We start from the raw sequence: 20,162 nt of genomic DNA on the forward strand, positions 1-20,162 counted from the left end.
TATCGCTCTGGCTCGAAAGCTAGATGACCTTGTTGAGCGCGTATTCGATGATGCCCTCGGCCCCCAGGTCGTGGAGCTTGGGGATCAGGTCGCGCACGATGCCTTCGGTGACCACGATTTCCACCGACAGCCAGTCCTTATTGTAGAGATTGGCCACGGTGGGGGCGGTGAGGCTGGGCAGAAGGGCCATGATGGCCGGCATCTTCTCCTCGGGCACGTTCATCTTGAGGCCGACCAGGCCTTCGGCCCGCAGCGCGCCTTGCAGCATCATGTTGAGGATCTCGATCTTGCGGCGTTTGAACGGGTCTTCCCAGGCCTTTTTGTTGGCAATGAGCTGGGTGTTGGTGGACAGCAGATCGGAGATGATGCGCAGCCCATGGGCCTTGATCGTGGTGCCGGTCTCGGTCACTTCCACGATGGCGTCGGCCAGGCCTTCGACCACCTTGGCTTCCGTCGCTCCCCAGGAGAATTCCACTTCCACAGGGATGCCCGCGCCGGAGAAATACTGCTTGGTGAAGTTGCACAGCTCGGTGGCGATCTTCTTGCCGGCCAGATCCTCGGGGCGCTTGTAGGGCGAGTCGGCGGCCACGGCCAGCACCCAGCGGGCCGGGCGGTTGCTCACCTTGGAGTAGACGAGGTCAGCCACGACCACCACGTCGGACTCGTTTTCCAGAATCCAGTCCTTGCCGGTCAAGCCGCAGTCCAGGGTGCCGGACTCGACGTAACGCGACATTTCCTGGGCGCGGCACATGGAGCAGGTGATCTCGGGATCGTTGATCTCCGGGAAGTAGTTGCGGTGGTGCATCCGGATCTTCCAGCCGGATTTTTCAAAAAGCGCGATGGTGGCGTCCTGGAGGGAGCCTTTGGGAATGCCGAGTTTGAGCATGTTGTCGCCGGCCATTATTTGTAGACCTCCTTGGGGTCGAAGACTTTCGGAGAACAGGTGCGTTCGCCGTCGCTGGTGATTTCGGTGAAGAAGCAGGACTTGTACCCTTCGTGGCAGGCCGCGCCGCCGATCTGCTCGACGAGCACCAGGATGGTGTCGGCGTCGCAGTCGAGGCGCACGCTATGGACCTTTTGCACATGGCCGGAGGTGCCGCCCTTATGCCAGATCTTCTGGCGGCTGCGGCTGAAGTAATGGACTTCGCCGGTGGCCAGGGTTTTATCGTAGGCTTCCTCGTTCATGTAGGCGAGCATGAGCACCTCGCCGCTGCACGCTTCCTGGGCGATGGCGGGGACAAGGCCGCCGCACTTCGCGAAATCGGGTCGTTTCATCGAAATATTCCTTCGCGCTATGGAGTGCCGGTTGGCCGGCGGAAAACCGAACTGCTCAATAAAACTGGAGATTCAAGGGCGTCAGGGTTCGGTAAACCTTTGCCCCGGCCGCATAAGCGGTTCAAAATGCTTTCGATTGAAGGAAAGCACGAGGTCAGCGCCGTTTTTTTCGGCTGCAATTACGTGCAGGGCATCGTAGACGCTGCCGCCGCTTCGGCCCTTGTCGGAAACCATGTCCAAGGCTTCCAGGTAATCGCGTCCGTCTAGAGATACGACGGTACTCGTCCTGACAATGCTTTCCCGCAGCAACGCCATGGCCGCAACGGGAGAAATTCTGGGACGTGAGGGGTACGTCGTCAGGCAGGCGTATGTTTCAGCCAAGCCGTGGGCTGCAACTGCCATTTCGATCTCGCCTCGGCGGCTTTTCAAATACCAGGGAAACGCCCGCTGATGCATGGGATGGCTTTTCACCATGGCGGCGACAAGCACCGACGTGTCGAAAAACACCCTCATCGCTTTGAAAGACCTGCGATGTCCCGAGCGCGGTCATTTCGCACACGCTCAACCAGATCATCCACTTCCCCGAGGGTTTCGCCGCCAAAAAGCAGCACCCCATCTTCCTCGACAAGCCCATTGTCATGGTCAGCGCTACGAATGACAATGGTGCAGTCCCGTTCCTCGACGATCAGGCGCGCCCCGGGGGCAAGACCCAAATCATGAAGCACATCCTGGGGAATGACCACGCGCCCTTGTTCGTCTAGCGTCGTTTCCATAGGGCCTCCCGGCATCCCGCCGTTCGCATTCTACGCGAAAAAGAGCATTAGCTTACATAAACGTCAACCGGGTGACAAGCGCTCCGTCGCCGGCCGAATTTTATGCGCCGCCTCGCCCCCCTTACCCCATTTGGGGGGTCCGGGGGCCTCAGGCCCCCGGCCGCCGGAGGCCTCTTCTCTTCCCCTCTTACCTTATTTTCCCTCGCCCTCACCTTCGCCGTCGCACTCCGCCCGCAACTGCCCGCAGGCCGCCGCGATGTCCGATCCCTTGCTCTTGCGCAGCGTCGCCGTCAGCCCCTTGCTCTTCAAAATATCCTGAAACGCCAACACCCTGGCTTCGTCCGGCGGTGAATACGGCAACCCCGGCGTGGCGTTGAACACGATCAGATTTACCTTGGCCTTCACCCGCGAGAGCAGCCGCACCAGCTCCCGGGCGTCGGCGTCGGCGTCATTGACGCCGGCCAGCAACAAATACTCGAACGTCAGCCGCTCCCGGGGCTTCAAGGGATACTGCGCCAGCAAATCCATGAGCTTGTCCAGCTCCAGCCTGGCCGCCCCGGGCATGATCCGCTCCCGCTGGGCCTGGGTCGGCGCGTGCAGCGAAATCGCCAGCGAACACAATCCCGTGCGCCCCAAATCCAACAAATGCCGGGCCACGCCGGCCGTGGACACCGTGATGCGCCGGCCCGAAAAATCCAACCCCTGAGGATGATGCAACGCCTCAAGAGTCTTCAGCAGATTCTCATAATTCAAAAGCGGCTCGCCCATGCCCATGAACACCAGATTGCGCAGCCCCAGCTCCACGCCCTTGTCCGTCAAGTACTGCCGCCCCACCAACACCTGCCCCAGCATCTCCCCAGGCGTCATGTTGCGCCGAAACCCCAGCATCCCGGTGGCGCAAAAGCCGCACCCCATGGCGCAACCCACCTGGGTCGACAAACAGGCCGTGTAATGATCCTTCTCCGGAATCAATACACACTCCACCCGCTCGCCATCATCAAGCGCCAACAAAAATTTCACCGTGCCGTCACGGCTCTCCCGCACCATTTCCACCACCGGCCACCGAATTTCCGCCACCTCCTCCAGCCGGGCGCGCAACGCCTTGGACACGTCCGTCATCCCCGCGATCTCGCGACACCGCTTCTGCCACAGCCACTGCCAGACCTGCCTGGCCCGGTACGGCGGCTCGCCCAGGCTGACAATGAGGGACTCCAGTTCGTGAAACGTCAGGTCGATGAGATTGGTCATGGCGGTTGGTCTGCTGGTTGCGGGGTTGTGGTTGTTGGTTGGTGTGCGGTGTTGGCGATGGAGTCGGGTTCGGGCGGTGAAGAGGGAAGATCGGGGCTCCGCCCCAAGCCCCGCCGGGGGCCTCAGGCCCCCGGACCCCCGTCATGGGTCGGCGGGCGGGAGCGCGGACGGTCGGCATCGGTCGAGGACAGTCGGCGGCGGATGCCCGTCGTTGGGGCCGGAATCGTCCGGGGCAACGCGTGGCCGCTAACGCGGCCCGCGCCGCCCCGGAGCGATTCCGGCCCCAAGGTGCGCCAGCGGCGAAGCGCCGCATTGAAAACCAAAAACAGAGCCGGAAATGTATGGAAGCATCCGGGATGCCAGCGGCTTAACAGGCCGTTGCAAAAAGCTGTTTCCGGCTATTCTCCCCCGCAGATGATGGCGATGGGGATGATCCCGCAGCATCGTCCCTTGACCACCATGACGATGGCCAAATAGGCCATTGAGGGATGCTGGTCAGGCCAAATGAGCGCAAGCCAGGCACTGGCCCAGCCCCTGGGGGTGCCATGGCCGGTCTTGACCCGCATCAGCAGGCCGAGATTGAAACCAGCCACATGGACCAGATAGCGTTTCCGGATGTTCTCTCGTCCTCTGAGCCAGACCCGGCGCATGCCGCCGCACCGGTCCAGCGTATGCTCGAAGCTTCTTTCGACCAGTTCCGTCCGCTGTTTTCCCATGGCCTTCCCGACCATCGAGGATATCCGGATTCGGTTGTTGTACACGGCGCGTCGCGCCTCTTGGTCGCCACGCCAGGAGTTCAGACCGTTGCGTTTGGGTTCGGCGATTCTCGTCCGCCATGGTCCACCGTCCAGAACCTTGAGGACATCCCGGGAGAAATAGCCTTTATCCGCGACCAGTTCCGCAGGGTCGTCCGGGCATGGCGGTGTGGAAGTGACCCGCCGCAGACTTTCTTGAGCGGCTTTCAGCGTCGTTTGCAGAGTCGAGGTGTCCCCTTTGTCCGCTTCATGCACCTCGGCCGCCACCACCGCGCCGGTGTCCAGGTCCACCGCGTGCTCGGGCTTGTACGCCAGATGCGTTCGGCCATCCTTCATCTTGGCGATCTTCGCCTCGGGATCGACCGGTGACCGCCAGTCCTTGTTCGAAAGCGTCTTGCCGACGCGCTTGCGGTCCATGCGAGCCAGATCCTCATCTATCGGAGAGTCGATGCCGCTCTCCTTGGCCATGCGCAGGAGCATCTTGCGGTAGCTCTCACTCGTGTCCCGGCGCACGATGGTTTTGAGCGCCGCGTTGGCCTCCATGGTCGAAGCGTCCACGCCAATGCGGCCTCCAAGGACCAAGCCATCCTTGCTGAGCAGCTTGAGAACCCAGGTGAAAACCTCTTGGTGGGTCGCCAGTGGCAGACGGGACCGTGTCCGGCTGAGCGAGGAATGATCCGGCACAGACTCCTTGGGCGAAAGCTGGAGAAAATTCCGGAGGGAAAGCGAATCAGCGCAGCGCCACTCAATGCCGCGCTCGCTGTCGATGCCCTCGAAATACCCCACGAGGTGCATCCGAAAATACCGGCCAGGCGGAATGGAGGGACGCCCCTTGTCGGAATAGAAGGGCTTGCACAGCTTCTCGGCGAAACCATCGAAGCCGGCTTTCCGGAGAATCTGCTGGAGACGATCGTAAAAAACGTGCCCACGAGACCGAGGGATCTCATCCCAGGCCAGATACATCGTCCCCTGCTGATCACCCTGACGGCCAAGCCCCATCAGATCACCTCCGGAACCCCGATGGCTGGATTCTCGGTCACTTGGCGGAGTTTTTCAACACGCTGTTAAAGGCAAAAAGGCAATCCCGGAAGAGTCATGCCGGGCTTCTGGAACCATTTATTGGGGGGCGTTTTTCCCGGCGGGCTTCCCGCCGGGAAAAACGCCCCCCAGAAAAGGGGTCCGGGGGGCTTAGCCCCCCGGCGGGGCTCGGGGCAGCGCCCCGATTCTCTTCGCTCTCTGCTAATGCAGTCCTTGCTTGTCCCAGTAGGCGCGCACGAAGCGTTCGGCGTCTTCGCGGCTGGCGACGTCGCCGCTGATCTGGGCCTTGAGCAGCGCGTCGCGGATGAGGCCAACGGCCGGTCCCGGCTTGAGGGAGAGCAGCTGCATGATCTGCGCGCCGTTGAGCAGCGGTTCGAGCATTTCCTCGGGCGTTTCGGTACGCTCGAGCATTTTCATGTTGTGGTTGAATTCCTTGTAGGTGCCGCCCACGGACTTGATGTCGGCCCGGGCCATTTCGATCAGGCGCGGGTACTGGTCCAGGGCGCGGAAGCGGCGGATGCCCCGGTCGGTGAGCATGAAGTGGAAGTGCATGTGGCCGCGCACGAGGTTGCACACGAGGTCGGTCTCGTCCGGCGGGAAGCCCAGCCGCGAGAGGATTTTGCGGGTGACCTTGGCCCCGACCTGATGGTGCTGGTAGAAGTGGAGGTCGCCGCCGGCGTACTGGGCGGTGTGGAGCTTGCCCACATCGTGGAACAGGCAGGCCAGGGTGCCGTACCAGTCGTAGGGCAGTTCCTCGGGGTAGTGGCGCATGACGGCCAGGGTTTGTTCGAAGAGCGTATATTCGACGCCGTCGTCGGAGGTGATCTTGATGCGGGCAAGCGTCGCCACTTCGGGCAAAAACCAGTGGAGGATCATGGTGTCGTAGAGGCGCTCCACGAAGTCGGCCATGTTTTCGGCCTCAACCTTGCGCCATTCGTCCATGATGTCTTTGACCGACACGTAGTCCATGATGCGGCGCGAGGCCCGCAGGATGGCCATGAAGGTGTTGGGTTCCACCGGGATGTTGTAGTTGGCGGAAAACCGCAGCGCCCGCACGGCCCGCAGGTAGTTCTGGCGGATGGCTTCGTCGGGAATGCCGTTTAGGCGCACTTCGCCGCTGGAGAGGTCGGCGAAGCCGTCGTGGTCTTCGACCTGATGCGGCATGTAGGGGCAGGCCTGGTGGGGCGGCAGCAGCCCTTTGGCGGTCAGCCGGGCGATGAGCCGGCTGGTGAGCCGGGCCACGGACTCCTCGGGGTGGGAGGCGTCGGCGGTGTCGGCCGGGTAAAGATAGAGGATAGTGTCGCCGCTTTGGAGGCGGGCGAAGGCTCCGTCCTCGGCGTAGGCCTCGGACTGGGGGAAGAGCTTCTGGATTTCGGCCAGGGGGGCGTCGGTGGCCACGTCGAGTTCCGGCGCGGCTTTATCCAGGGCTTTTTCCTGCAAAACGGCGTTGATGACATAGGCGTCGTAGCCGTTTCGCATGATGGTTTTGCAGATGGCGGTGGCGTCCTTGAAGGGTTGCGCCATGGGAAGACCTCCGGGTGCGGCGATTGATGCGTGTCTCAGGCTCCGGCGCGGGCGAGTTCGTAGACCACGTGGCCGTTCACGGCGGTCAGGGTCACGCGGCCGGTGAGGGACTGGCCCAGAAGCGGCGTGTTCTTGCCCTTGGAGCGCAGGGTTTCGGGGGTGACGACCCAGGACTGTTCCGGGTCGAAGAGGCAGAAATCGGCCGGATCGCCCGGGGCGAAGCGGCAGTGGGGGAGCCTGAAGATCTCGGCCGGCCGCCAGGCGAAGCGCTGGGCGATGTCTTCGGCGGACAGCTGCCCCAGGCGCACCAGTTCCCACAGGCTGCCCAGGGCCGTATCCAGGCCGGTGATGCCGTTTTTGGCGTCCTCGAAGGGGGTTTCCTTCTCATGGGCGGCGTGGGGGGCGTGGTCGGTGGCCAGGATGTCGATGACGCCTTCGCGCAGGGCCTGGATGAGCGCCAGACGGTCGTCGTCGGTGCGAAGCGGCGGATTGACCTTGGCCATGGTGTCGTAGCCGAAAAGCGCCGCGTCGGTCATGGTCAGGTAGTGCGGGCAGGTTTCGGCCGTGACCGGCGCGCCCCGGCGCTTGGCGTCGGCGATGAGTTCCACGGCCCGGCGGCAGCTGACGTGGGCCAGATGCACCGGGGCGTTCAAGTATTCGGCCAAAAGAATGTCCCGGGCGACCTGCAGGGCCTCGGCCACGTCGGGCTGGCCGCGAAGGCCCAGGCGGGCGCTCATGACGCCTTCGTTGGCCCCGGCCCCCTTGGCCATGTACGGGTCCTCGCAGTGGTCGATGACCGGGGCGAGGTCGGCGGCGTATTCCAGGGCGTGGCGGAAAAGTTCGGTGTCGGCCACGGGTTCGCCGTCATTGGAAAAGGCCACGCAGCCGGCGGCCAGCAACTCTTCCATGGGTGCGAGCTGTTTGCCGGCAAGGCCCATGGTGAGCGCGCCGACCGGGAACAGGCGCGGGCCATGGGGCCAGGCCTCGCTGGCCCGGCGCAGCATGAGCCGGGTCACCGATTCGTTGTCGTTGACCGGATCGGTGTTGGCCATGCACAGGATGTTGGAAAATCCGCCTCCGGCGGCGGCGGCCAGGCCCGAGGCGATGTCTTCCTTCCATTCCTGGCCGGGTTCGCGCAGATGGGTGTGGGCGTCGGTCATGGCCGGCAGGAGCAGTTGCCCCTTGGCCTCGATGACCCGGGCTTCGGGGAAGCGGGCGGCCGGGTCGTGGGGCGAAAGTTCCAGCACCTGCCCGGCGGCGCAGACCAGGGTCCAGCGGCCGTCGCGGCCGGGGACGGCGGCGTCGGCGACGACGAGATCCGGCGGCGTCATGCGGTTTCCCCTTTTTCCTTGCGGGTGATGTGGAGATACAGGATCGCCATGCGCACGGCCACGCCCGAGGCCACTTGGTCCAGGATAAGCGAATTGCCGGCGTCGGCCAGGTCCGAGGCGATTTCCACGCCCCGGTTGATGGGGCCGGGGTGCAGCACCTTGACGTCCGGGGCGGCGTTTTTCAGGCGCGCCTTGGTCAGGCAAAAGCGGCGGGCGTATTCACGCAGATCGGGCAACAGCCCGGCTTCCTGGCGTTCGAGCTGCAGGCGCAGGCACATGACGGCGTCGGCGCTGTCCAGGGCCGGTTCCAGCTCGTGAAAGACCTTGGCGCCCAGGGCCCGGGCGTCCTTGGGGAGCAAGGTGCGCGGGGCGCATAGGCGCACGGTGACGCCGAGCATGGTGAGCAGGCGAATATTGGACCGGGCGACCCGGGAATGGGCTACGTCGCCAAGGATGGTCACGGTCTTGCCGACGAGGTCGTCGCCCCAGACTTCGCGCAGGGTGAAAAGATCAAGCAAGGCCTGGGTGGGGTGGGCGTGCCAGCCGTCGCCGGCGTTAATCACGGCGCAGGACACCCGCCTGGCCACGAAATCGGCCGCGCCGGAACTCGAATGGCGCATGACGATGGCGTCGGGGTTCATGGCCTGGAGCGTGAGCACGGTGTCCTTGAGGGTTTCGCCCTTTTGCAAGGAACTGCCGGACTTGGCCAGGCCGAAGGTGTCGGCCGAGAGGCGTTTGCCGGCGATGTCGAAAGAGGTCTTGGTGCGGGTGCTCGGCTCGGCGAAAAACAGCACGACGCTTTTGCCTTTGAGGGTGGGCACTTTCTTGACGGGTCGGGCGTTTATTTCCCGGAAGGAGGCGGCGGTGCGCATGACCACGTCCACGTCTTCCCGGGAGAGTTGCGAGACGTCGAGAAGATCCTTGTGGGGCCAGTTCATGGGGCATCCTCGGGGCGAATTTTGGCCGCGCGCCCAGGCGCGTAAGCCGAACGATATTTTCACAAGCCCCGGGCGGCGTCAATGCGGGGCTTTCACGCGCGCGATCAGGACAAACGGGCCATGGCCCGGGCCAGATGCTCGCGCCAGATGGCGGCGAAGGCCTCGATCTGGAGCAGCCCGGCCAGCCGCGCCCGGCAGGTGATGCCGGCCGCTTCCAGCCGGCCGCGCCAGGAGTCGGGCTGCTCTCCGGCCAGATCGGAACAGGCGTGGGCCCCGGCCACGGTGAAAAAGGGCAGCAGCAGCGCCTTGGTCACGCCTTTGGCGGCCAGGGCGGCGACGATGGTGTCCAGCTCCAGGCTGGCCGCGCCTTTCTCCCGGGGCATGGCCCCGAAGAAGAGCAGCGGATCGCGCTGGGTCAGGCGCTCGCGCAGGGCTTCGTAAAATCCGGCTCCGGGCGGCGGCGCGCCGTGGCCCATGAGCACGGCCGCCTCGCCGGGCTGCCGTCCGGCGGCCAGCCCTTCGTCTATGGCGGCGGCCGCCCGGTCCACATCGGCCAGATCGGCCAGTAGCGGCGCGCCCACCGACACCGCCGTGCGGCCGGCGTCGTCGGCGAGCCACCGGCCCAGGCCGGCCAACAGTTCGTGGTATTCCCCGCCCGGCACCACATGCAGGGACTGCACCGCCACCCGGGCGCAGCCGGCGGCGGTCAGCTCGCCAAGCACGTCAAGGACCTGCCTCGCTCCGCCGAACGCGGCGGCGTTGCCGTGCTTGCGCCCCACGGTGCGGGCCACGGCCACCACGGCCCCGGGATGGGCGGCGGCCACGGACTGTCGGAACGCGTCCAAGGCGGCCATGGCCCCGGGATGCCGGGAGCCGTGGGCGGCCAGGATGATGCCACACGGTTCGGTCACGGGCGCGACTCCATGGCGGCGGCCAGGCCGGCCAGGGCGGAGACGGCCGTAGGCGCGGCAATGAGCGAAACCCACAGCCAGCCCGGCGGCGCGGCCAAGGACAGCCACAAGGGCGCGGCAGCGAGCTGGCCGGCCACGGCCGACCAGAGAAAGGCCAGGGCCGTGGCGGCCAGCCCCGCGCCCACAAAGCCCATGGCCGCCGCGCCGGCCACCAGGGGCAGGGCGATGACCGACTCGGCCGCGCCGACCAGACGCATGATCTCGAATTCCTCGCGCCGGCGCAGCAAGGTCAGGCGCACGGTGTTGCCGACCACAAGGCCGACCAGCAGCGCCAGGATGGCCCCCAGCGGCAACACGGCCTGGGCGCCGAGCAGGCCCAGGGAGCGGGCGGCGTCGATGGCGGCCGGGTTGTAGCGCACCTCGGCCACGCCATCCACGGCCGTCAGGCGTTCCAGGGTCTGCTTGGCGAACCCGTCGTCGTGCTCGGGCGGGGCAAAGCCCAGCAGCAAGGTGTAGGGCAGGGGATTGGCCGCCCCGGGCAGGAGGGGTTCGGCCGCGCCGCCCAGGCTGCCGCGCATGACGGCCATGGCCGCCTCGGGCGTGAACGCCTTGGCTTCGATGACCCCGGGCAGGGCGCGCATCCAGTCCATCTGCCGGGCGGTGAGCGCCGCGTCGGCCCCGGGTTTCCAGTAGACCTGAAAGCGCAGCACGCCTTGGCCCTTGGCCAAGGCGCCGTCCAGGCCGACCTGGGCCAGGGCGAGCAGGCCGCACAAAAACACCGTGGCGAACACGCCCAGGATGACGCTTAATGACGTGGAGGGCCGGCGAAACAGATCGGCCAGGCCGGAGAAAATGAGGCGCGCCGTCATGAGGCTGCCTCCGGGGCGGCGGCCTGGGCGGCGTCTGTTCCGGCGTCGGGCGCGGCGCGCTCCAGGCGTATGATCCGGGCGTCGGGGGCGGCGGCCACCAGGGCCTGGTTGTGGGTGGCCATGAGGATGGCCGTGCCGTGGGCGCTGAACTGGCGCAGGATGTCCAGCAGGCGAAGCGACAGGTCCCAGTCGAGGTTGCCGGTGGGTTCGTCGGCCAGCATGAGCCGGGGGCCGGCCACCACGGCACGGGCGATGGCCACCCGCTGCTGTTCGCCGCCGGCCAGCTCGGCGCAGGGCCGGTTGGCCAGCTCCGTCAGGCGCAGGGCGGTCAGGGCCGAGCTCACCCGGCGCTTAATGCGGGCGGCCGGGGTTCCCCGCACCACCAGGGGCAGGGCCACGTTGTCGGCCACGCTGCGCTCGGGCAGGATCTTGAAATCCTGAAACACCATGGCCACGTCGCGGCGCAGCTGATGCAGTTTGGACGGACGCAGCCCGGCCAGATCGTGGCCGGCGGCCACGGCCCGGCCTTCCTGCAAGGGCAGCGAGCCGTGCAGGATGCGCAGCAAGGTGGACTTGCCCGCGCCGGACGGACCGGTCAGGAAGGCGAAACCGCCCTTTTCCAGGGAAAAGGTCAGATCGCGCAACACCTCGCGCCGACCGAAGCAGTGGCGCAGCCCCTGGACCTCGATCATGCCGGCGTGTCCCCGTTCTCCAGCAGCCGCCGGGCCATTTCCGCGCCGGCCTCGCCGCCGCCGGCCATGCGGGCCAGTTCGGCGGCCACGCCGTCGGCGTCCAGGCGCAGGCAACGGGTGACGGTCTGGCCATCCTCAACGGATTTCTGCACCTGGAAATGCCGGTCGGCCAGGCTGGCCAGTTGGGGCCAGTGGCTGATGAGCAGAATCTGCGAGGTGGCGGCCAGCTTTTTGATGTGGCTGCCGACGCTGGTGAGCGTCAGCCCACCGATGCCGGCGTCGATCTCGTCGAAAATAAGCGTTGGCCCGCCCGGTTCGGCGGAAAGCGACATCAGCGCCAGCAGGAAGCGCGAGAGTTCGCCGCCCGAGGCGATCTTGTCCAGGGGCTGGGGCGGCTGGCCGGGGTTGGGCCGCCACAGCACGCGCGCCCGGTCTTCGGTGAGGGGCTCGCCATCGCAGGCCACGGGCGTGTAGGCGACAACCGGCGTGAAATCGAAAATGACCCGCACGTCCTTGGAGAAGCCCAAACCGCGCAGGATGTCTTCCAGGGCGGCGGACAGCCGGGCGGCGGCCTCGCGCCGGGCCGCGCCCAGGGCGGCCAGGGCTTGGGCCAGGGCGGCCATGCCGGCGGCCTCGTCCCGGGCCAGCTGCTTGCGTTTCAGGCCGCAGTCGTCGAGAAAATCGAGGTTTTCCTTGATGTCGCGGCCCAGGTCCACGATCTCGGCCAGGGAACGCTTGAGCTTTCGCCGCAGCGTGGCCAGCTCGAACAGGCGTTTTTCGATGCCCTCGCCGTCGTCGTCGGCCGCCTTGGCCGGCCGGCGGCGCAAGCGCACGGCCAGATCCTTGAGGTGGTGGCGGAAAGCGGCCACGGCCTCGGCGTCGGCGGTAAATTCCTCGTGGATTTCCCCGGCGTGGAGCAGTTCGCGGTGCAGGTCGGCCAGGGCATCCAGGACCGGCGGCTGGCGTTCGATGCACTCCAGGGCGCGGCCAAGGGCCTGGGCGGCCTTGCGCGATTCGGCCAGGGCGGCCTTGCGGGCCACCAGTTCGTCCTCTTCGCCGGGCAGGGGGTTCACCTTGGCGATCTCGGCGTGCTGGAATTCCAGGAACTGGCGTTTTTCTTCCAGCCCGGCCGCCTTGGCGTCGAGATCGCGGATGGCGGCGGCCACTTCGCCCAGCTCCCGGGCCAGCCGGTTTTTTTCGGTCAAAAGCGCCGGATCGGGCAGAAAGCCGTCCAGGAGCGCGGCCTGGAAGGCGGGCTGGAGCAGTCGCCCCTGGCCGTGCTGGGAGACGTGGAGCAGGAGCTTTGGCCGCAGGGCGGCCAGGGTCTCGCGGGAGGCCAGGGCGTCGCCCACGTAGACGCGGCTGCGACCGGTGTCGGCCACGAGTTCCCGGCGCAGGATCAGTTCCTCGTCGCCCAGGACAAACAGCGCCTCGACCACGGCCTTGTCCCGGCCGGCCCGGACGAGGTCGGTGTGCATTTTCTCGCCGGTGAGGAAATTGACGGCCGAGATGATGAAGCTTTTGCCGGCTCCGGTCTCGCCGGACAGGACGTTGAGGCCCGGGCCGAATTCCAGCTCCAGGTCGTCGATGAGCGCCAGGTTCTTGATGCGAAGGACTTCGATCATGGTGGTATGGCCTATTGCCGCAGCCTCGGGTCCAGGATGTCGCGCAGGCTTTCGCCTATGAGGTTGTAGCCAAGCACGGTGACCAGGATGGCCAGCCCCGGGAAAATGGACAGCCAGGGGGCCACTTCCAGCACTTCCTTGCCTTCCATGAGCATGTTGCCCCAGCTCGGCGTCGGCGGCAGCACGCCCAGGCCCAAAAAGCTCAACGACGATTCGGTGAGGATGGCCCCGGCCACGCCGAGCGTGGCCGAAACCAGCACCGGCGCGGCGGCGTTGGGCAGGATGTGGTAGAAAAGGATGCCCGGCGCGCCCATGCCCGACACCCGGGCGGCCAGGACGAAATCCCGCGACCGCAGGGCCAGGGTCTCGGCCCGCACCAGCCGGGTGACGCCCATCCAGGAGGTCAGGCCGATGACGATCATGATGTTTGTCAGCGACGGCGAGAGAAAGGCGATGACGGCCAGGATCAGGAAAAACGAGGGAAAGCACAGCATGACGTCCACGCCGCGCATGATGGCCTCGTCGATGAGGCCGCCGAAATAGCCCGAGCACAGGCCGAGAAACAGGCCGATGGCCACGGAGATGCCCACGGCCACGAAGCCCACCCACAGCGACACCCGGCCGCCGTAGAGCAGGCGGGAAAACACGTCGCGCCCAAGCGCGTCGGTGCCCAGCAGATGCGCGCCGCCAGGGGGCCGCAGGATGGCGTCCACGTCCAGGGCCAAGGGATCGTAGGGGGCCAGCCAGGGGGCCAGCAGCGCGGCCACGGAGACCGCGCCGACAATGCACAGGCCCACGGCCAGCAGGCCGTTGGCCGGGAGCAGACGCCGCAGGAGCCGGACCGGGTTAAGCATCGCCCTTGCCTCCCAGGCGGATGCGCGGATCGGCCAGGGCGTAGCCGGCGTCGGCGAGCAGGTTGCCGGCCAGGGTCAGCACCGCGCCAAGGACCAGATTGCCCATGATGAGCGGATAATCCCGGGCCATGACCGACTGGTAAAAAAGCTGCCCCAGGCCCGGCAGGGCAAAGATGGACTCGATGATGACCGAGCCGCCGATAAGCCCGGGCACGGACAGGCCCAGGATGGTGATGACCGGCAGCAGGGCGTTTCGCAGGGCGTGCTTGTAGATGACGGTGAATTCCGACAGCCCCTTGGCCCGGGCCGTGAGGATATAGTCCTGGCGCAGCACTTCGAGCATGGCCGAGCGCATGAAGCGCGACATGCCAGCGAGCGACCCGAAGGTGTAGATGAAAATGGGCAGGGCCAGATGCCGGGCCAGGTCCACGATTTTGTCCCAGGGGCCAAGCCGGGCGTAGTCCATGGAGGTCAGGCCCGAGATGGGCAGCCAGCCGAGGTGGATGCCGAAATAGAGCATAAGCAGCAAGGCCAGCCAGAAGCCGGGCATGGCGAAGCCGATGAAGACGAAGACCGTGGCGGCGCGGTCGAACAGGCCCCCCTGATGCCGGGCCGAGGCCACGCCGATGGGGATGGCTACGGCGAGTGTGAGGATCAGGGAGGCGACGTTCATGGAAATAGTCAGCGGCAGGCGTTCCTTGATGCGGTCCCAGACCGGACGCCGGTCGCCGGAGAGCGAGTTGCCGAAGTCGAGGCGGGCGAGTTTGCCGAGCCAGTCGAGGTATTGGACGTGCAGCGGGCGGTCGAGGCCGTAGAGCGCCTGGAGCCGGGCGCGGGTTTCGGCGGTGGCCAGCGGGTTAAGCGTGGTCTCCATGTCGGTGGGCGAGCCTGGGGCGAGGTGGATGACGGCGAAGCTCACGCAGGTGATGCCGAGGAACACGACGGCGACCCAGAGTGTTTTGAGCAGGAGACGTTTGGCCAATGCGAGCACGGTTAGGGGCACTCCTTGGGGGCATGTCGGCAGTGGCCGGCCCAGGAGGTATGTACGAGAAACGGGGCTTGTTGGAAAGGGCGGTCAAAAAAAGTGGGGCGGGCCGAAATTTCCTGTTGACTTTTTTCGGGCCAAGCGTAGATTCCGTCCTCGCTGCGGGGCTGTAGCTCAGTTGGGAGAGCGCTTGAATGGCATTCAAGAGGTCGTGGGTTCGATTCCCTCCAGCTCCACCACAGATTTCAAGGGGTTAATCCGAAAGGGTTAACCCCTTAATCTTTTGGCTCATTCAACTGGTGCCAACAAGTTTTGTTGGCGGGTCTGTATGAGCCAGCATCAGTATCTCCACCAATTATTTTTTCCAGAAACTTTTCCGGGCTCTCTTGATAGAATTTCAAGAGGTTGCCCTGCCGTGGTTTGTTTACTGCATCAGATTTTTTTTGGATATTTTTTCAAGGCTGGTGTACCTGGGAATTACCCGATGACACTTGGTGGATTTTAAAGCGTTCGATTTTCCCCTCCTTATCATTTGGGTGGATACTATACCATAATTTGTAATTGAAGGACTGCATTCGCAATGATGAAATTCAAATAATTTGTTTTCTGTATTTAATTTTAATCACACTGTCTTCGTTGGTTGTCGTCATTGAAGGAGAATTTTGATGCATCGAATAGTAAAAGCTCACCTTGATAGTTTCGTAAAGAAATTCTCTTTAGAGTCAGACGATGAAGCCAGTCAATTTGAGAAATTTGTTAATTACTCTATCGTTACAACAAAGATTGGAACTCAATATGACATTGACGACATAACGACTAGCACGTCAGACGATGGTTGCGATGGTATTGCGGTAATTATTAATGAAGAAGTTGTCGTATCAGAAGAAGATGTCAGATCTTTTTTTATAACAGAAAGAAGGAATCATGATGTCGAGATAGTGTTTATACAGGCAAAAAGAAGTGAGTCTTACGATTTAGGAGATTTTTTGAAGTTTAAAGAATCCATATTAAGATTTCTTACATCAGAGCCTTATGCGGCAACGGATGATGTGCAACAAGAAGCTAGGAAAATGTTTGATGTTATTATAGAAAATGTACCTAAGTTACGAAATGGAAAGCCTTCAGCTTATATACGCTATGTCGGGACTGGGATGTATCAATGCCCTAGCTCATTAGAAACTGCTAAATCTGATTTTGTTCGCCAGCTTGATGATGTAGGTTTTTTTAAAGAAACAGATATACAAATACTTGGTAGAGATGAGTTAACCTCACTGTGGGTAGGTACTTATTCAGGGGCAAAAGCAAAACTTGAAATGCTTAGCAATGCTCCTTTGCGGACTATCGATGGGATTAATGAGGCTTACCTTGCTGTTGTCAAAGCGGCTGACTTTGTAAATGAACTCTTGGTAAATGAAAATGGTGATTTACGATTGCAAGTATTTGAAGAAAATGTGCGTTCTTTTCTTGGAAATGAAAATGCTGTGAATAGGTCAATTGCGGAGACGTTACAGAATCCAAGATCAGCAAGTCGATTCCCCGTCCTTAATAATGGAATAACAATAGTAAGCCCTGATGTTCAAGTGCAAGGGACAACTTTACACCTTAAGAATTACCAAATAGTCAATGGCTGTCAGACGTCTAACGTACTTTTTGAAAACAGAGACTACCTAACTAATGAAGTTATGGTAAATTTAAAGGTCGTTGAAACAACAAATGAAGATATTTTTTCAGAGCTAGTACGCGCAACTAATAGTCAAACAACCATTGAGGAGACCCAATTTGTTTCGTTAAAACCTATTGTTAAGAAAATTGAACAATATTTTAACACATACGAAACAACAGAATCAAGATTGTACTTAGAAAGGCGTGAAAGACAATATGTAGGTTCAGAAATCCCAGCAATAAGAATATTTTCTGTGCATACTGTTACCCGATGTGTAGCCGCGATGTTTTGTCAAAGACCAGATTTGTCATTCAAATATCCTAAAAAAATGTACCTTGAGCTTTCAGACACTATATTTATGGATAATAATAAAGAGATTTTATATTATGCAGCATGCTTAACTTTGTATAGACTTCATCTCTTGGTTTCAAACAGAACTATTCCACAAAGCATGAAGCGATTTAAGTGGCATATTCTTCTGATTGTTCGTATTTTATTATCTTCGAAAGAACCTATTAGATTGAACTCTAGTAAGGTAGAAGACGTGTCGCAAAAAATGATTAGTATATTTTCTCTTCACAATGAAACTGCAACGGAAATATTTAAGAAGGCCGTAGATGTTATTGAAAGTTTTGGCTCGATTACTAATGACAGGTTGAAAGGGCAACTCATTATACAGGAAATGTTAAGTAAGACCTAGCTGTAATTTAGTTTTAATTCACATAATCATACCACCGGCTATGCCGGTGGTAGCTGATACATAGATCGTTGAATGTTGATTGAGTATGTGATGGTACAAATAAAAAATATCCATTTCGTATTGTTTATGGATTTTCTTGCCAACAATAAGGAGAAGCAATGGAGTTTACATTTTACGGGGATTTAATAGGCATGAAATCTATTTACAGCAATGATCCAATGAAAGCGTACCAAACTCTCAATGAATTTTATAACACATGTTTTAATATAATACCTGACCAAAAAATAAACAACTGCGATATGCAGACCTATATGTTTAGTGATAGCATTTTGTTGACTGGCAATAATATAGTAAATGATCTCCCTACCATTCAAAAATTATATTTGAGGTTGCTTTCAAAAAGTACAATAATGTTAAGAGGCGCTATTGTGTCTGGAAAATTAAATTTTGATCCTAGAATCGAAAGAAGTAGCTTTAAAAAAATGTTGCCGATTGGCACAGAATTAGTAAGAGCAATATCTCTAGAAGGTCAATACAAAGGCGCTCGGCTAATTATTGAAAATAAATTGGCAGAGGAACTTTTAGATGAAGCAAGGGATTGGAAGACTATATCTGGGTATGTCAACAACTTAACTGGAGACAATTATATCCCTAAAAATGATTTTAGACGAAGAATAATTCCAGTCCCAGAAGGAGGAGCGTATGAGTATCTGTACTTTTGGGAATTAGATAATGTTAATTCACTTCAAAATCTATTTCACAAAGATATTGAAGATAAACTTTCTGAGATTGAGAAATACATGGATACAAATAAAGCGAGACACTATTCAGAAACATTAAACTTGCTCAAAAGATCTTTAAACAGAAAAAAATACACAGAAACACGATTGTAATTAAATGCTATTTTGACAAAGTAAGGCAATGCGATAACATTTTGGAGGCAAAACAATGAACAGTTCAAAAAAAACAGAAATTGACTTAGGCATCGCACTACTAAAATCAATTGTTTCAATGGGTATTTTTTCATTTGTATTTGACATTGCAATGCTACCTACAAATTTAAATAAAGATATTTATATATTAATTTCTTTTTTTGTAAAAACATTTTCTTTTGTCTTTACAGGATTATGGCTAGTTCACAAAAATAAGTTCCACGCGGCGATAATTTGTGCTTCAATAATTGCAATAGAAGCTTTTTGGCTGCGTGGTACGTTGTCGCTCATTTATGCTGGCACTATGCCAGTCAGTTCTATAAAAAACGTTATTTATGGTCTTTTTTCAGGAATCATACTATCATTTCTTGCAATACAGTACAAGGACAGAATTGAACGGTCTCGATTAGTTAAATTTATTGACAAAAAGTTCTTTAGAAAGAACTATTTAAAAAAAATTTCAACCCAGCTCAACGAATCGTATGCTATACTGCTATTAACATCTGAGCCCATGATGGCCTGCAACCAAAAATTAATACAACAACTTCATGAAGAGTGTGAACAAGACCCTTTGTACAAGAATTTTCAGCATGCAGTAAAATGCACTGCATTTTCAATAATAACTGACCCTAAAGAGAATACCCTTGAGTACATCAAAGAACTTGAAAGTGAAATTGTTAAACACTCTGAAATTGTACATGAAGCTTTAAAAAAATATGATGTTGGAGGAGATTTTTGGAGTACACTTAAAATAAAATCAAACAAAGAGTATTACAATAGAACACTATATGCTTTTTATTTTGAACACTATCTTAGGGCTCAGCACGTTTTACTTTCTTACTGGACAAAGTATCACGATAAGTAACCGTAGTTTTGTTTTGATAAATTAATTTGAAATTTACTGCAATTAACACAGAAGACAATACTATGATTTTAGTGCGTGTTTTTCTTGGGTGCTAGATAGTCGTCATAGATGGCGATATGTGAAATGACTAAATTATTTATTTCTATAGATTATTAAAATACAAATAGTAACTGCCTCTAAATACCATCTAAAGCATTGACAATTAGTCGGTAATGTCAAAGCCCACGCCAACCATTATTTAAAGGAAGACGTGGGCCTTTGCCAAACTAAGTCAAATGCTACACTTCAACAGCCTTATCTTGCTTTTCACTAAAGCAAATTCCTGGCTTGCTTGTCTTGAAAAAATTCAAACGGCAGAACACCTGCAACTTTTGCCTTCTTCATAAGATCCTTAAGGTCTGTAAATCCGTGTTCAGCAATAAATTCATTAACATCATCCCTTGCTACTTTGTACTCTCTCATGATATGGCCCAAGACCGTCAAAGGATTTTCTTCACCTTTTAGAACTTCTCTTTTGATATTTCCAATCATGTCTTTTTTTAAAACGCCATGTTTTTGCATGTACTCTTCACGAGAATTGATACCATGTTTTTTAAGATGGGCAATGCTGATAGATTTCATTTGCTCGCCGCATTCAGCGCATGTCACAAAATCACCAACACGTTCATGCTTAAATATACCAGCAGAAGGTGCTGGGAGAGCTGCTTGAGTAGATGGTTCAGGAATAGGGTTAGTTTCAAAGACGGGACCTTGTTCTAATAATAACAGGTCGTTGTAAATTGTTTCAGTTGCTTTTTGCAAATCAGAGTAATGAACTTTCCCATGGCGAGCCTGATCTTTAGCTATATCAACTGCTTCAGACCATAATTTTTTGTTAAACATAACCATCTCCTTTTAGAATGATGGTTTGCATATAGCTCTCCCGCAAATAAACTGTCAACGTTCACCAGAGAATTGGACAAGAAATTTTTCCGGCGGCTATTGGGGGAACGGCTCTTGGTCTGGCCGTATAGAACACCCCCTGAATTCGCGCCCTAGGGGGGCTTCCTTGGGCTTTCCCAACTGTACCGTCCCCTTGGGCTCCCCGCCGACCAAAAAGCCCGGAAAACCCCGTATATCCCCAACGACCGTTTACCCTAGGGGTTCGTCCGGTTTGAAATGCCGCCCCGTGACAGCCCCGGTGC

Annotated in this window: 19 protein-coding genes and 1 tRNA gene; 4 read left to right on the forward strand and 16 right to left on the reverse strand. The window is 58.4% G+C overall.

The window, feature by feature from the left end:
- Positions 1–19: 19 nt before the first annotated feature.
- From hisG to DMR_RS00390, 15 genes are all read right to left on the reverse strand, one after another.
- Positions 20–901 carry an ATP phosphoribosyltransferase gene (hisG, locus tag DMR_RS00320; protein WP_012749648.1) on the reverse strand — a complete coding sequence of 294 codons (882 nt, stop codon included), beginning with the start codon at positions 899–901 and terminating at the stop codon, positions 20–22.
- A complete protein-coding gene (gene hisI / locus DMR_RS00325) occupies positions 901–1,275 on the reverse strand; it encodes a phosphoribosyl-AMP cyclohydrolase (protein WP_012749649.1) in 375 nt (124 codons plus the stop codon). The genes hisG and hisI overlap by 1 nt, the downstream gene beginning before the upstream one ends.
- 81 nt (positions 1,276–1,356) lie before the next feature.
- Positions 1,357–1,788 (reverse strand): type II toxin-antitoxin system VapC family toxin, encoded by a 432-nt coding sequence (locus DMR_RS00330; RefSeq protein ID WP_012749650.1) that lies wholly within the window; start codon positions 1,786–1,788, stop codon positions 1,357–1,359.
- Positions 1,785–2,048, reverse strand: a complete 264-nt coding sequence (locus tag DMR_RS00335; protein WP_012749651.1) for an AbrB/MazE/SpoVT family DNA-binding domain-containing protein — start codon at positions 2,046–2,048, stop codon at positions 1,785–1,787. The genes DMR_RS00330 and DMR_RS00335 overlap by 4 nt, the downstream gene beginning before the upstream one ends.
- A 192-nt stretch (positions 2,049–2,240) precedes the next feature.
- Positions 2,241–3,296 carry a 23S rRNA (adenine(2503)-C(2))-methyltransferase RlmN gene (gene rlmN / locus DMR_RS00340; RefSeq protein WP_012749652.1) on the reverse strand — a complete coding sequence of 352 codons (1,056 nt, stop codon included), beginning with the start codon at positions 3,294–3,296 and terminating at the stop codon, positions 2,241–2,243.
- 398 nt (positions 3,297–3,694) lie between these two features.
- Positions 3,695–5,050: a transposase gene (locus tag DMR_RS00345; RefSeq protein ID WP_012749653.1), complete on the reverse strand. Its 1,356-nt coding sequence runs from the start codon at positions 5,048–5,050 to the stop codon at positions 3,695–3,697.
- 240 nt (positions 5,051–5,290) lie between these two features.
- The gene (locus DMR_RS00350; RefSeq protein ID WP_012749654.1) at positions 5,291–6,613 is read right to left on the reverse strand and encodes an HD domain-containing protein; all 1,323 of its coding nucleotides are present in this window, start codon (positions 6,611–6,613) and stop codon (positions 5,291–5,293) included.
- A gap of 35 nt (positions 6,614–6,648) precedes the next feature.
- Complete coding sequence (gene pyrC / locus DMR_RS00355; RefSeq protein ID WP_012749655.1) at positions 6,649–7,944, reverse strand: dihydroorotase; 1,296 nt, start codon at positions 7,942–7,944, stop codon at positions 6,649–6,651.
- A complete protein-coding gene (locus DMR_RS00360) occupies positions 7,941–8,882 on the reverse strand; it encodes an aspartate carbamoyltransferase catalytic subunit (protein ID WP_012749656.1) in 942 nt (313 codons plus the stop codon). The genes pyrC and DMR_RS00360 overlap by 4 nt, the downstream gene beginning before the upstream one ends.
- A gap of 104 nt (positions 8,883–8,986) precedes the next feature.
- Positions 8,987–9,793 carry a sirohydrochlorin cobaltochelatase gene (locus tag DMR_RS00365; protein ID WP_043599758.1) on the reverse strand — a complete coding sequence of 269 codons (807 nt, stop codon included), beginning with the start codon at positions 9,791–9,793 and terminating at the stop codon, positions 8,987–8,989.
- Positions 9,790–10,662: a cell division protein FtsX gene (locus DMR_RS00370; RefSeq protein WP_012749658.1), complete on the reverse strand. Its 873-nt coding sequence runs from the start codon at positions 10,660–10,662 to the stop codon at positions 9,790–9,792. Before DMR_RS00370 ends, DMR_RS00365 begins: the two co-directional genes overlap by 4 nt.
- Positions 10,659–11,354 (reverse strand): cell division ATP-binding protein FtsE, encoded by a 696-nt coding sequence (locus tag DMR_RS00375; protein ID WP_012749659.1) that lies wholly within the window; start codon positions 11,352–11,354, stop codon positions 10,659–10,661. The genes DMR_RS00370 and DMR_RS00375 overlap by 4 nt, the downstream gene beginning before the upstream one ends.
- Positions 11,351–12,979, reverse strand: coding sequence for a DNA repair protein RecN (locus tag DMR_RS00380; protein ID WP_012749660.1), 1,629 nt, complete (start codon positions 12,977–12,979; stop codon positions 11,351–11,353). Before DMR_RS00380 ends, DMR_RS00375 begins: the two co-directional genes overlap by 4 nt.
- Before the next feature lie 11 nt (positions 12,980–12,990).
- The gene (locus DMR_RS00385; RefSeq protein ID WP_012749661.1) at positions 12,991–13,833 is read right to left on the reverse strand and encodes an ABC transporter permease; all 843 of its coding nucleotides are present in this window, start codon (positions 13,831–13,833) and stop codon (positions 12,991–12,993) included.
- Complete coding sequence (locus DMR_RS00390; protein ID WP_012749662.1) at positions 13,826–14,824, reverse strand: ABC transporter permease; 999 nt, start codon at positions 14,822–14,824, stop codon at positions 13,826–13,828. The genes DMR_RS00385 and DMR_RS00390 overlap by 8 nt, the downstream gene beginning before the upstream one ends.
- Positions 14,825–14,981: 157 nt before the next feature.
- Between DMR_RS00390 and DMR_RS00395 the strand changes: the two genes are divergently transcribed.
- From DMR_RS00395 to DMR_RS24130, 4 genes are all read left to right on the forward strand, one after another.
- Positions 14,982–15,057: transfer RNA gene (locus tag DMR_RS00395), tRNA-Ala, on the forward strand.
- Between the two features lie 426 nt (positions 15,058–15,483).
- The gene (locus DMR_RS22810; RefSeq protein WP_012749663.1) at positions 15,484–17,181 is read left to right on the forward strand and encodes an AIPR family protein; all 1,698 of its coding nucleotides are present in this window, start codon (positions 15,484–15,486) and stop codon (positions 17,179–17,181) included.
- 158 nt (positions 17,182–17,339) lie between these two features.
- Positions 17,340–18,074: a hypothetical protein gene (locus DMR_RS24125; RefSeq protein ID WP_012749664.1), complete on the forward strand. Its 735-nt coding sequence runs from the start codon at positions 17,340–17,342 to the stop codon at positions 18,072–18,074.
- A gap of 55 nt (positions 18,075–18,129) precedes the next feature.
- A complete protein-coding gene (locus tag DMR_RS24130; RefSeq protein WP_012749665.1) occupies positions 18,130–18,978 on the forward strand; it encodes a hypothetical protein in 849 nt (282 codons plus the stop codon).
- 309 nt (positions 18,979–19,287) lie between these two features.
- On the opposite strand, the gene DMR_RS22815 is transcribed toward DMR_RS24130, so the two are convergent.
- Complete coding sequence (locus DMR_RS22815; RefSeq protein WP_012749666.1) at positions 19,288–19,860, reverse strand: MucR family transcriptional regulator; 573 nt, start codon at positions 19,858–19,860, stop codon at positions 19,288–19,290.
- Positions 19,861–20,162: the final 302 nt, after the last annotated feature.

Origin of the sequence: Solidesulfovibrio magneticus RS-1 (assembly GCF_000010665.1) — a bacterium.
GTDB classification, from domain to species: domain Bacteria; phylum Desulfobacterota; class Desulfovibrionia; order Desulfovibrionales; family Desulfovibrionaceae; genus Solidesulfovibrio; species Solidesulfovibrio magneticus.